Annotated in this window: 9 protein-coding genes; 8 read left to right on the top strand and 1 reads right to left on the bottom strand. The window is 49.3% G+C overall.

All coding sequences use genetic code 11. The annotated features are described in order from the left end of the window. Positions 1–94 precede the first annotated feature (94 nt). The 8 genes from DDZ15_RS02455 (at position 95) to DDZ15_RS02420 (ending at position 11,168) form a co-directional block, all read left to right on the top strand. A complete protein-coding gene (locus tag DDZ15_RS02455; RefSeq protein WP_109644476.1) occupies positions 95–943 on the top strand; it encodes an HTD2 family dehydratase in 849 nt (282 codons plus the stop codon). A 240-nt stretch (positions 944–1,183) separates the two neighbouring features. Continuing rightward, positions 1,184–2,614 (top strand): aldehyde dehydrogenase family protein, encoded by a 1,431-nt coding sequence (locus DDZ15_RS02450; protein ID WP_109644474.1) that lies wholly within the window; start codon positions 1,184–1,186, stop codon positions 2,612–2,614. A gap of 415 nt (positions 2,615–3,029) precedes the next feature. Continuing rightward, complete coding sequence (locus tag DDZ15_RS02445) at positions 3,030–3,758, top strand: hypothetical protein (RefSeq protein WP_109644472.1); 729 nt, start codon at positions 3,030–3,032, stop codon at positions 3,756–3,758. Positions 3,759–3,995: 237 nt separating this feature from the next. After that, on the top strand, positions 3,996–4,907 hold the full coding sequence (locus DDZ15_RS02440) for a universal stress protein (RefSeq protein WP_158278600.1): 912 nt from the start codon (positions 3,996–3,998) through the stop codon (positions 4,905–4,907). Between the two features lie 95 nt (positions 4,908–5,002). Further along, the gene (locus tag DDZ15_RS02435) at positions 5,003–6,208 is read left to right on the top strand and encodes a TolC family protein (RefSeq protein WP_158278599.1); all 1,206 of its coding nucleotides are present in this window, start codon (positions 5,003–5,005) and stop codon (positions 6,206–6,208) included. Continuing rightward, a complete protein-coding gene (locus DDZ15_RS02430; RefSeq protein WP_109644467.1) occupies positions 6,205–7,419 on the top strand; it encodes an efflux RND transporter periplasmic adaptor subunit in 1,215 nt (404 codons plus the stop codon). The genes DDZ15_RS02435 and DDZ15_RS02430 overlap by 4 nt, the downstream gene beginning before the upstream one ends. Position 7,420: 1 nt before the next feature. Further along, complete coding sequence (locus DDZ15_RS02425) at positions 7,421–10,543, top strand: efflux RND transporter permease subunit (protein ID WP_109644465.1); 3,123 nt, start codon at positions 7,421–7,423, stop codon at positions 10,541–10,543. Between the two features lie 178 nt (positions 10,544–10,721). Continuing rightward, a complete protein-coding gene (locus tag DDZ15_RS02420; RefSeq protein WP_109644463.1) occupies positions 10,722–11,168 on the top strand; it encodes a hypothetical protein in 447 nt (148 codons plus the stop codon). Between the two features lie 70 nt (positions 11,169–11,238). On the opposite strand, the gene DDZ15_RS02415 is transcribed toward DDZ15_RS02420, so the two are convergent. After that, positions 11,239–12,567 carry a M24 family metallopeptidase gene (locus DDZ15_RS02415; RefSeq protein ID WP_109644461.1) on the bottom strand — a complete coding sequence of 443 codons (1,329 nt, stop codon included), beginning with the start codon at positions 12,565–12,567 and terminating at the stop codon, positions 11,239–11,241. Between the last annotated feature and the right edge of the window lie 97 nt (positions 12,568–12,664).

The raw sequence follows: 12,664 nt of genomic DNA, 5'->3' as shown, positions 1-12,664 counted from the left end.
AAATGAATGCATAGCAGGGGTACTCCTCAGGCATATCATTTTTGGATGTTAAGTGCAGTTTGCACGCCAGGACACCAGTAGAAGGCACACGTATATGAATGCAGAAGAATGGAAAGGTAAATCGGAAAATCTGAGTGATTCCATGGCGCCTGAGCAGCTGCAGCGCTTTGAGGAGATGTTAAATCATAACCCTTCCGATATCGGACACGGCAGCGAACTCTCTACGTGTGCACACTGGGCATTTTTCCACGCTCCGCTGCCCAATTCTGAACTGGGCGTCAGCGGGAATCCTCGAAATCACGGTCTTATACCACCTTGCGACCTGCCGAGAAGAATGTGGGCAGGCGGGAAACTGGTTTTCAGAAAACCACTTATAACAGGAAGCCCGGCCGAAAAGAAATCGACGCTCATTGACGTGAGTGAAAAAGAGGGTTCATCCGGTAAACTCTGTTTTGTCAGGCTGAAGCACCAGGTAAGCCAAAAGGGAGCTTTAGCCATTGATGAAGATCAGGAGTATGTTTTCAGGGAAGAGAATGAAAAAGGTGCACATCCCATCCGGACCGATCCTATGGACCTGGATCCGGACTGGAAAAAACTGACAAGGCCCGATGCACTGCAGCTATTCAGATTTTCAGCTGTTACGTGGAACAGTCATCGCATTCACTACGATCAGGAGTATGCACGCGAGGTTGAAGGATATCCAAACCCGCTTATTCATGCTCCCTTTCTACTGCTGCTGATGCTGGATTCCTTCAGAAGCAAGCACGACGGCAAAGTGATCACATCCATCGAATACAGATCGGTTGGCCCGGTATACCTGGGCGAACAAATCTCTATAGGTGGAAAAAGTATCGACAACTTTACGGAAGCTCTCCGTGTAACCGGCCCCGAAGGAAAACTGGCAATGAAAGCGGATGTGAACTGGTCCTATTCATGGACCTGAAATTTTGGTACGACTTGTGAATTCGATATAAGGCAATGAACCGATAAAGTCCCACTTTGGGACTGAGCGTTGATTTGGTTCAAATCGTTAAGTTTTGCTGTACAATTCACTACGGTTCAACCCTCGGTTAAGAACCCCCGTTTACCACCCTAAAGTGACGGAGGAGTACTCTTCAACTTTCTTTTATATTGAAGTCACGTCGCTCATTGAAGTTGTAATAAAAATTGAACAGGAGATGCCATGAAAATCAAAGGGAAAAATTTTATCAATGGAAAATGGGTCGAAGGGTCATTGGGAGCGCTGGATATGATCAATCCCTCGTATGATAAAAAGATTGGAGAGATTGCCCGCAGCGGACATGAGGATGTCGAGCATGCGGTAAGGTCGGCACAAACCGCTTTCGAAGGGCCCTGGGCTGAAACCGATGCGGCCGAGAGGGGCAAGATGCTGGCAAAAGCGGCAGAGATTCTTTACCGCAATACAGAAGAACTTGCTGAACTGGAAGCGGCTGATACCGGTAAACCCATCACACAGGCTCGTGCCGATGCAGAGCTCTCAGCCCGTTATTTTGAATTTTACGCGGGAGCTGCTGATAAACTGCATGGTGAGACGATTCCGTTCAGGAACGGATATACGGTTTATACACATCGGGTGCCCCTGGGTGTTACTGGCCACATCATTCCCTGGAACTACCCGCTTCAGATGACAGGGCGAACTCTTGGCCCCAGCCTGGCTGCGGGGAATACAACCGTTTTCAAACCTGCCGAAGATGCCTGTTTGTCGGTGGTGCGCCTGTTTGAACTCATTGAGGGAGCCGGATTTCCTGCCGGCGTACTGAACCTGGTTACCGGAAAGGGCGAAGAGGCCGGCGATGCGCTTGCCCGCCATCCGGGAATTGATCACATGGCATTTACAGGCTCTCCCCGGGTGGGTATTGAGGTAATGAAGCATTCTGCAGAACATATACGTCCCACGCTTCTGGAGCTTGGCGGCAAGTCTCCCCAGGTTCTGTTTGAGGACGCGGATATGGAAGCTGCGATGCCTGTTATTGTGAATGCAATCATACAGAACGCAGGACAGACATGCTCGGCAGGGTCCAGACTTGTTGTGCAGGATACGGTTCATGATGCCGTGGTGGATGAGCTGGCCAACAGGTTCAGGAACCTGAAAGTGGCTCCTGCTGAATCGGATCCGGATGTTGGACCGATAATCAATAAAAAACAGTTAAAAAGAGTGGAAGAGTTTGTAGAAAATGCAAAACAGGAAGGGGCACGCGTAATGGCCCAGTCAGCGCTTCCTAAAGAAAACGGATATTATTACCCGCCTACCCTGCTCAGTCATGTAAGCAACGACAGCAGCATTGCACAGAATGAAGTATTCGGGCCGGTTTTGACCGTTATCCCCTTCAAAGATGAAAGGGAAGCGATAGAGATTGCAAACAATGTGGAATACGGATTGGTGGCTGCCGTTTGGACCCGCAATTTTGGCAGGGCCCACCGCGTTGCGAACGCTATTAAGGCCGGACAGGTGTATGTGAACGGTTACGGGGCAGGCGGTGGAGTAGAGCTCCCCTTTGGCGGAATGAAGAAGAGCGGTTTCGGCCGGGAAAAAGGCTTTGAGGCACTCTTTGATGTTACAGCCGTAAAAACCACGATTCTGAATCATGGTTAATGCCGCTGAATAGAATTCAGAACCTACAGAGTCCGGTCAGGATATAGTAGTGGCCTCGTCAGTGATGCAGATCTGAAGTCATAATTTTACAGGGCACGAATTGTTAATAAACGTCCGCATCAAATGCATTGCGTTATCTTGATTTAAAAGATCTGCGGATAGGGCTGATCTCCCTGTATCCCGAAATCTTCCCCTCCTTGATATTTGTATATGCAATGGACTTTGTAAGCCGCACATCAACCCACCCGGAAGTACGGACGGGTACAAATTGATGCCGGTAAGTATTGACTCATGAAGATGGATCACCGTACCTTTAGCGATCTTATGTAATCGCATAATTTAGTGGTTCCCCTCTCGTTAAGGCACAGTTTTATACCCAATACCCTGAAATAAAGCCGTAATCTACAGAAGACTAATGAAAATAAGACGGATACGTATACTATTCATTTACCTGACCTTATTTGCCGGTTCCGGTATGGCTGCTCAGCCGCCTCAGTTTACAGGACTCTGGCTGATAGAGCATGTACAGAACGGAACAGAAGAAATGACGCCCGTTGCCAAATGGACACGCATCCACGCTGACGGGACCTATGAATCAGGGAACGGTTGGCTGCAGAACTCATCGGGTACCTGGACGTTTAACCGCGAGGATAGTACCTTCTTACCCGTTGAAAAAAATGGGCTGACAGATCCTTTTGGCCCTTTCAAGGTGGCGGTTGAAGGCTCGCGCATGACCTGGATAAGGGTTGAGGAGGGGCGGGAGGTAGTGATTTCTCTGATAAAAACGGATGAATTGCCCAAATCTATTGCAGACCGGATACAGGGTCTTTGGGGCCTGAAAATGGCAGTCGAAGAGGATGTGGACATCACGAACACAATGGATCCGAATGGCAGGTACTTCATATTTATTCGATGGGATCGAATATACATTGAACAAATGGCGGACGGAAAACGGGCCAGCGGATACTGGCATATGAACGGTCATCACCCCGAATTGACGCTGCTGCCTCATTCAGGCGATCAGCCGGCACTGAGTTGGCGGGCTGTGATGCGGGATGATAAAACGCTGGAACTTGAGGGACTATCCGATTCCAACAGAAAACAAATTATCACCTTCGAGAGGCTGTCGTCGTTTCCGCAGTAGAACTTTTTCAAATCACCCACCATAATGGCAGTCTGGCTGCATTCATCTTTTAGACGGTTTCTATCGGGGAGGTACGGATGGATGCCGGATTATCGCTTTGCTCTGCTATTCATCCCCCCGCCGATTTAAGGGTTTTACCTATACTGCATCGTTCTGCATCTTGGTAGTTTATTGAAAACCAAGCGTCGGGAATCTGTGAATGGATTTCTGATGCAAAGACTCAAAACCGGGATTGCCATGACAAAACTCTTCAAACACGCATTGGTTGCACTCGATCTGTCAGAAGCAAGCGATCTGATACTTGAATGTGTACCTCATCTCAGTAAATTTGGAACCGAAAAAGTGACCCTGGTCAGCGTTGTTCCGATACCCTATTCCGGGGAAAAAGCTGAATTCAACACGGATAAGCAGAGGAAACAGCTAAAATCCTACAAAAAGCAGCTTGAGGAGAAGGGGTTTGAAGTACGTTTTGAAATACGGAGCGGAGTGCACTTCTATCCGCCTACTGAAATTATCGAGCAGGCTGAAAAAAGCAGTGCCGATTATATTGTGATTGCCAATCGCGGACACAGCAAAGTACAGGAGCTGCTGATGGGCAGTACGGCAACAGAGGTACTTCAGCGTTCACCACTACCCGTATATCTGATTAATGTGGAAGTGGAGTGGCATGATGATGATACCGAGAAGCGTAAGCTGGTACTTTCCCGTTCTGCGGGTGAATCTCTCGATCATATCCTGTATGCAACCGACTTTTCAGAAAATGCGGCCCGTGCATTTGAGGTTGTTAAATATTTTGAGGCGAATGGGTATACAAGAAATGTAACACTGGTGCATGTTCAGGGACATCACTACATGGCTCTAAGCGACCCGGCAACGTACGATGAAGTAACCCGAAAAAATCAGGAGCAGCTCGAGAAGCTTAGAAATCAGTTTACCGATTCCACCCGGGAACATACAGACATCATTGTCACGTTCGGGACGCCGGCGAAAGAGATTATCCAGGCATCAGAAGAGCGGGGCGCTACGATGATAATCATCGGCAGTCAGGGTAAAGGGTTTGTTGAGAAATTCTTTCTGGGAGGTGTGAGTAATCAGGTGACCCGAATGAGCACCATACCGGTATTTCTTATTCCGGCCGAAAGAGCGTAGTTGGCCGGTATCCTTTAAGGAGCGCAACCATGAAGAGTAGAAAAATTAGAAGATGTGCAGTTGTCTTCTGGATGTTGATCCTGCCTGTCGGCGGAATGTCTCAAGCGACAGATGAGCGCGTTATCACGGTTCAGGATGCTATTCAAATAGCCATGCAGCAAAACCCTGAATTGAAGTATGCCGAAGAACAGGTACAGGTACAGAGGTCTTTGATAGGACCCTCCTGGGGGATTGAAAGCCCGGAAGTCTATTATTTCAGGGAAGGGATGGATGATGGTGTTTTTTCCGAACAGAGATGGGGAGTATCACAGTCCGTCGCATTTCCTTTGACAGGGTATTTACAACAACGCAAGGCATCCGTTGATCTGGACGTTGCGCAGCTTGAGGCTGATTTTTTACGCATCAGGATAAGAGCGGATGTAAAAAGAGCCTACACCAATGTTGTATATACAATAAAAAAAGTGGATCTGGCCAGGAATGAGCTTCAGCTTGCCGAAGAACTGCGGGAAATAGCCAGTGCAAGACTGGATGTTGGGGAGTCCACTGAACTGGATTTGATACAGTCTGACATCCAGCTGAACGAAGCGCGCAACAGACTGCTCCAGGCCCGTGAAATGCACAATAGCGCACGATACGAACTGTTCAGGGTTATGGGTACAGAACCGGGAGGGCAGGAGTATGGCATCTCTTATGCGGATACACTTGTGTGGGTCGATATCGCACTAAGCCAGGAAGAAGTGTTGAAAGAGTTATCAGAGTCACCCGAAATGCTCATAGCGAGAAAAATTTCCGAGTCTGCAAAACAGAAGATTACCACAGAAAAGAGCCGGTATTTACCCGGTCTGCGATTCGATTACTATTATCAGGACTTCGGCAGCGGGTACGATTTTACAGGATTTGAAGTTGGTGTGTCAATTCCGCTATGGTTTGGGGTAAATGAGAGCCGAAGGGTGATGCAGGCGAGATCAGAATTCAGGCAAACCGAGTGGAACATCAACAAAACCCATCTGCGGCTAAATGAAAGGGCCGAAAATGCATGGCACAGCTATATAACCAGCAGGGAGGCGATTCTATCCTATAAAAATTTTGTGCAATCCCGTGCAAGCACACTATTGGAATTGACGCGAGAGGGGTACAGGGCAGGAGAACTGGACTTGCTCAGGGTGCTCGAAGCCCAGAGAACCTACCTGGAATCGGAGCAGCAATACTACGAATCGCTCAAAAATTACTATGAGCAGCTGATAGAGCTTGAAAAATATATACCGAAAGAACTTGTATTCACAGGTGGAGGATCAGAATGAAATACAGTCAATACATTTTAAAAATATCATACGGCCTGATTTTACCGCTTATGCTGTTTGCAATGACGTCTTGTTCAGGAGAGAATGGCGCAGAAAGCCCTGAAAGTGTAGGCTTGCCGCCATCCATTTCGGAAGATGCTCAGTCTGAGCCAGCAATGGTTCGCCTTTCAGAGGAGCAGGCCGAAGACTTGCATATACAAACAAAGGTGGTTTCTGAGGAACGCATAACGTACTCCATGACGGTTCCCGGTACCGTAATTGCAGCTCCCGAACACATTGCTGTAATCAGCACCCCGCTCAACGGGCGCATTACAAAAATTTATGCACATGAAGGGGAAGAGGTTAAAAGCGGAGACCCCCTTCTGGAAATGGAGAGCCTTGAATTTGCGGAGCTGGCAGCGAGCTATCTGGAGTCGGAGGCTGAAAAAAATTACCTGGAACAGCAGGTGGAGCGGCTCCGATCACTGGTAGAACAAAAAATAAGTCCTCAAAGTGCGCTCGACCGTGTCAATGCAGACCTCTCACGGGCGAATACAAGAGTGCGGGCTGCTGCTGCAAGACTCAGATCTGTTGGGGTAAGCGAACAGAGACTATCCCAATGGAATGAACAGGAGGAGGATGAAAGTGCGGTACTTACCATGTACGCTACCATCGACGGAAAAATCAATCAGCATCTGATTGACCTGGGGCAGGCCGTAAACGCAAATGATATGCTTCTGGATATCGTAAATAACAAACAGGTTCTGGCAAGAGGATTTGTGGACCCGAAAGACATATCCAACCTTCAGACAGGCGCAAGAGCCGTTATATCCCAGCGTGAAGACAAGGGAATGCTCTCCCTTGAATCACAGATAACAACCATTCAGCCGGGACTCGATCCGGAGAACAAGTCAATTATTGTGAATTCTCTGGTTCAAACCCTGAATCAATGGCCCGTTATCGGTCAAAGTGTGAGAATTAAGTACGATGCGTATACACCTTCTGAGGTCATTTCCATTCCGCTGGACGCCATACAGTATGAAGGAGAATCCGCAAGGGTTTTTGTGAAAAGGGACGAACTGACCTATGAAAGCAGGCCGGTGGATATTCTGAGAATACTCAGTGAGTCGGCCATCATTTCATCAGGGCTCTCAGCAGGCGAGGAAGTAGCTGTAACGCAGGTTTTCAGCCTGAAAGCACTGGGTAAATTTGAGGAATTTGCGGAGGAATAGCATGTTAAAGGGGATCATCGATTTTAGCCTGAGACAAAAATTTATTGCGCTGGCACTGGTTGTGCTGATGGCTTTTGCGGGTTTCAGGGCCCTGACCGAAATCCCCATCAACTCACTCCCCGATGTAACGCCCGAGCAGGTGCTGGTGATTACCAAAGCGGGGCGGTACTCTCCCTATGATGTGGAACGGCTCGTCAGCTATCCTATTGAAACGGCCATGAACGGCCTGCCTGACGTGAAAGAGGTACGGTCGATTTCCCATTTTGGCCTGTCTGCCGTTACCGTCGAGTTTGATGAGGGAACAGACACCTATTTTGCCAGGCAGCTTGTTAGCCAGCGCGTGCAAAGTATTGCGGAAGACCTTCCGGAGGGCGTAGATACCCCGCAACTGGGGCCAATATCGACAGCGATGGGAGAAATAGTTCAGTATGTGGTAAAGGGCGACGGCTACTCGCTGACCGAACTGAGAACCATCCAGGACTGGATCATCGCACCACAGCTGAAAACGGTTAACGGTGTAACCGAGATCAATTCATTCGGCGGTTTCGTAAAACAGTATGAGGTACTTGTAGAGCCAGAAAAACTACGAACTTTCGGAGTCGGACTATCACATGTGGTGGATGCGATTTCCGCCAATAACAGTGTGTCCGGGGGGAATTTTCTGGAACACAACCGGGAACAGTACATTATTCGCGGCTTCGGGCAGATCTCGGGAGAGCAGGACATTGCTGATATCATTGTGGCAAATCCGGGCGGGCGTCCGGTATACATTCGGGACCTGGCCGAAATTACCCTTGGCCGGCAGCTGCGCCAGGGTGCTGTAACACAGAATGGCAATGGAGAAGTGGTAACCGGAATCGTAATGATGCTGCGCGGGGGCAACGGAAGGGAAGTGATTCAGGCTATCGATGAGCGGATCGAAGAAGTGAATAAAAGCCTGCCGGAAAATGTAAGGATCGAGAAGTTTTATGATCAATCCGACCTTGTTGACCGCACGACCAATACGATTACCATCAACCTCGTGGAGGGAGGCTTTTTTGTCATCGCGGTGCTGCTTCTGTTGCTGGGCGAAATTACCGGTGCACTCATTGTAGCCTCCGTGATTCCGCTCTCCATGCTTTTTGCCTTTATCGGTATGGAGCAGTTCGGCCTGGCAGCGAACCTTATGAGTCTGGGAGCTATCGATTTTGGAATGGTTGTAGACGGTTCGGTCGTAATGGTTGAAAATGTGGTACACCGCCTTCATCAGAACCAGGGTGAAAAGAGAAAAATTGATGTGATCAGAAAAGCGGCCCATCAGGTTGCGAGGCCTATATTTTTTGGTGTCCTGATCATTCTGATGGTCTATGTGCCCATCATGACATTTTCAGGCATGGAGGGTATTCTGTTCAGGCCTATGGCCATTACGGTGGCAACGGCCGTTTTCGGATCCCTTATTCTGGCCCTGGTTTACATTCCAGCGATGTCGGCCCTTCTGTTCCGGAAGGGTGTGAAAGTCAGAAAGAACTACATTATCAATTGGCTGAAGCCAAGGTACCAGTCATTTCTGGAGAAAAGTCTCGATCATAAGATGGTAACGATTAGCGCGGCCGTGGTTGTTTTTGCCTCTTCTCTTGTGCTGGCGCCCTTTCTCGGTACAGAATTTTTGCCCGAACTGGATGAGGGATCGATCCTGGTTGAGCAGATCCGGATGCCGTCGGTTACGCTTGATGAATCGGTTGAAAATGCTGACTGGTTTGCCGGTGAACTGATGGCCAATATTCCGGAAATCAAAACAGTGGTTCCGAAAACGGGCCGCTCCGACCTGGCAAACGATTGGATGGGCGTTCACCAAACGGATGTATGGGTTATCCTGAAGCCCATGGAGGAATGGAGGGAAGGTGTAACCAAGCAGGATATCATTGAGATGATACGGCCTTACCTGGAGACGGAGCCGGGGCTGGCCTACAATTTCACCCAGCCGATAGCGATGCGGGTTGACGAGCTGACCAGCGGGGTGAAGTCGGATATTGCCGTAAAAATATTTGGGGAGGAGCTGGACGTACTGAACCGGGTGGGGACTGATATTGTATCCCTTCTGGGTAATCTTGAGGGAACCGATAACTTCTTCCTGGAACAAACGATAGGTCAGCCCTACCTCAATATTGATATAGACCGGGAAGCGGTTGCTGCATATGGCCTGAATGTCAATGATGTGCAGCAGGTAATTGAGACGGGTATTGGCGGATCCGTGGTCAGTGAAGTCTTCGAAGGCCAGCGACGGTTCGACATTGTGGTTCGTCTGCCGGAGGAGACACGGAACTCTTTTTCAAAAATTGCAGACACGCAGGTGCGTCTTCCTGAAGGAGGGTTCATTCCCTTAAGCCGCGTTGCCAGAATCCATGCCGAAGAGGGCCCACGCGAAATAGCCCGGGAAAATAACTGGAGACGAACCATCGTAGGGATTAATATCAGCGGTATTGATATCGGCTCGTATGTAGCCAACCTGCAGGAGGTTATCGATCAGAATGTGGATGTTCCGCCGGGCTATTTTCTGCAATACGGAGGGGCTTTCGAGGATCAGCAGCGTGCCATGCAGCACCTCCTCATTGTGGTGCCTCTATCGCTGATGATTATTTTGGGCTTGCTCTATCTGATGTTCGGCTACATTCGATTCACGTTTCTGATTTTCCTGAATCTTCCTCTTGCCCTATCGGGGGGTATTTTCATTCTCTGGATTCGCGGACTCTATCTCTCCGTATCTGCCAGCATCGGTTTTGTGGCCCTTTTTGGGGTGGCTGTGCTGAATGGAATTGTGCTTGTGGCTCATCTCAATGAACTGCGCCAGGAGGGTCAGCCGCTCAGGCAGGCCGTGCTGGAGGGTGCCGCCGACAGGCTGAGACCGGTTCTCATGACCGCGTTGGTGGCCAGTCTTGGGTTCATCCCGATGGCTTTTAATACAGGTCCGGGCTCCGAGGTGCAGCGGCCGCTGGCTTCAGTGGTGATTGGCGGACTGATAACTGCAACATTACTGACTCTGCTCGTTCTGCCGACAATCTATCACTGGATGGAGAAAGGAAGGGATGTGCCTCTTGACTCAGCTAAAAAAACGTTTTCAACTGACAAGAAAGAAGATCAAACATAACAATACTTCGATGGTAAAGTTTTACCCTTCTCATGAAGTAAACTTCGCGGAGGGGGTTATCAGGGTAGGTTATCATTTTGCAATTCGCATAAACACATATAATCCGGAGCGGGCACGGCAAACATGGTCAGGCCCTGATTGCGGCTCATGATATGTTCAATCAAACAGGAGGATTCTTATGGATGCAGTACATCTTCACCTTATCGCAAACCACGTACCGATAATCGTCACACTATTATCCCTGCTTATCCTGGTATGGGCTATGGTTTCTGACAATGCGGATTACAGAAAGCTTGCATTCATAGGTTTTATTATTGCAGGGGTGTTTGTGGTGATCACCTTCCAGTCAGGTGAAAATGCGGAAGAGATCGTGGAAGGCTATTCATGGTTCGATCATGACGTTCTGGAAGATCACGAGCATGCGGCAGAAACAGCCAGGTGGATCGTATTGCTGACAGCGCTCAGCGGAGTCGCTGGGTTAACCTATTTTAAAAACGAAAAAAGAAAAGGCTTTAAGGTATTTATATGGGTCTCCCTGGCGGTTGCGCTGGCTGCTGCTGCCTATCTGATTTATACAGGGTACCTGGGCGGGTTCATCCGTCATGATGAACTGGCGCTATTGTAACTTCTGCCATGGAACGGAGTAAAGCACTTAAATACCTGTACTGTTCAGGATGAAAGCCCCGTGAAAAGGGTTAATCCGACCGGATCAAAATCAATTCATTTTGAGGCTCGGTCAGGTATTCGGCTCCGTTATCCGTAATAACAACCATCTCCTCAACGGATATGGTTTTGGTTCCCCCTTCGATTTCCCACATGTAGAAACCGTCGTAGGCAAATACGTTGCCGGCACGCAGTTCGCGAAAAGCCGTCGGATGGGGATCACGGCCTTGCTGTGCTCCTCCGAGGCTTGGCCCGATATCGTGGGCCACATAGCCTACCGGGTGACCCGTATTCCACATAACATTCATAGAGCCGTTTTCATCCATCCAGTCGCGCTGAACGCGATCCGCTTCGATTCCCGTGATTCCGGGCTGCATCACCTCCAACACCATCCGGTTTCCGTCACGAGCCGTGCTCCAGTAGCGCTGAATTTCTTCCGGTGCCTCCGTTTCACCGGGTGCCAGTACATAGGCAAATCTCTGAATATCCGATACCCAGGTGTCGTACACCCGGATACCGAAGTCAATTTGAATAACATCCCCCGGGCTGATCACCTTATCTGTGGGATGGGCATGGCCCCGGTCAGGGCCGGAATTTACGTTCGGATTTTGGTCCGGCGACCACGCATCCGTAACACCTGCTTCAGCCATTTTGGTTTCCAGGAAACCTGCCACATCCCGGTCGGTGGTTTCACCCGGTACCACCATGTCATAGACTTCATATTGCCACTTTGAGGTCAATTCAGCCGCCTTTCTTAAAATCTCCACTTCAGCAGGCGTTTTTACTGAAAGCCATTCATACACCAGCTCCTCGGAAGAGACAATGCGGTTTTTGACGGTCTGCATCAGCATATCGGTGAAGCGGGTGTACTGCGAGTAGCTCAGTCCGTCGGCAAGCTCATTGGTTTCACTGTAGTTGAGTGCCAGGTTACCCCGAACCCGGCGGTTAATATAATCGGCTGCCTCAACAAGGGCTCCGGGCGACCGGCTGACCACCGCAATACTGTCATGAAGAGCGATATCCCGCAGCGCCTCCGCTTCCCCCGGCGGGGTAAAGACAATTGAAAATAGTTCACCATCCTGAAGCTGAAATAGGAATACAGCCGGTGCAACGGCATTCTCGCATCCCACATGCCGTGCCAGCGGATCGTTATTGTTCGACCTGCACAGAACGGCCCAGGCTTCCGTTCCTGCACGCTCCATGGCTTCCGGCAGCAGAGTCTCAATTCTCTCATGGCGGATTTCGGGCCAGGGATTGGGTCCGGAAAATGGACCCGGTGCAGGTTCAGATGACGTACTGCACGAAATTGCAACAACAGAAAGTAGCAGGTAGATTATAAAGCCGCGAAGTGTCTCCGCCATATGATTGCGTGATTTACAGGATTATTGAACAGGTTGAAGGAATATGCATGAATGACAGACAGAAAATCCAATCATTTTTAAACCGCAATGCATGAAA

The organism is Rhodohalobacter mucosus, from assembly GCF_003150675.1.
GTDB classification, from domain to species: domain Bacteria; phylum Bacteroidota; class Rhodothermia; order Balneolales; family Balneolaceae; genus Rhodohalobacter; species Rhodohalobacter mucosus.
The sequence above is the reverse complement of the archived record's forward strand: the minus strand, read 5'-3'. Positions and strand labels throughout refer to the sequence as shown.

Bases quoted from the DNA above. Each gene is read 5' to 3' on its own strand.
- DDZ15_RS02455 (WP_109644476.1), top strand. From the start codon at position 95: ATGAATGCAGAAGAATGGAAAGGTAAATCGGAAAATCTGAGTGATTCC.
- DDZ15_RS02450 (WP_109644474.1), top strand. From the start codon at position 1,184: ATGAAAATCAAAGGGAAAAATTTTATCAATGGAAAATGGGTCGAAGGG.
- DDZ15_RS02445 (WP_109644472.1), top strand. From the start codon at position 3,030: ATGAAAATAAGACGGATACGTATACTATTCATTTACCTGACCTTATTT.
- DDZ15_RS02440 (WP_158278600.1), top strand. From the start codon at position 3,996: ATGACAAAACTCTTCAAACACGCATTGGTTGCACTCGATCTGTCAGAA.
- DDZ15_RS02435 (WP_158278599.1), top strand. From the start codon at position 5,003: ATGTCTCAAGCGACAGATGAGCGCGTTATCACGGTTCAGGATGCTATT.
- DDZ15_RS02430 (WP_109644467.1), top strand. From the start codon at position 6,205: ATGAAATACAGTCAATACATTTTAAAAATATCATACGGCCTGATTTTA.
- DDZ15_RS02425 (WP_109644465.1), top strand. From the start codon at position 7,421: ATGTTAAAGGGGATCATCGATTTTAGCCTGAGACAAAAATTTATTGCG.
- DDZ15_RS02420 (WP_109644463.1), top strand. From the start codon at position 10,722: ATGGATGCAGTACATCTTCACCTTATCGCAAACCACGTACCGATAATC.
- DDZ15_RS02415 (WP_109644461.1), bottom strand. From the start codon at position 12,567: ATGGCGGAGACACTTCGCGGCTTTATAATCTACCTGCTACTTTCTGTT.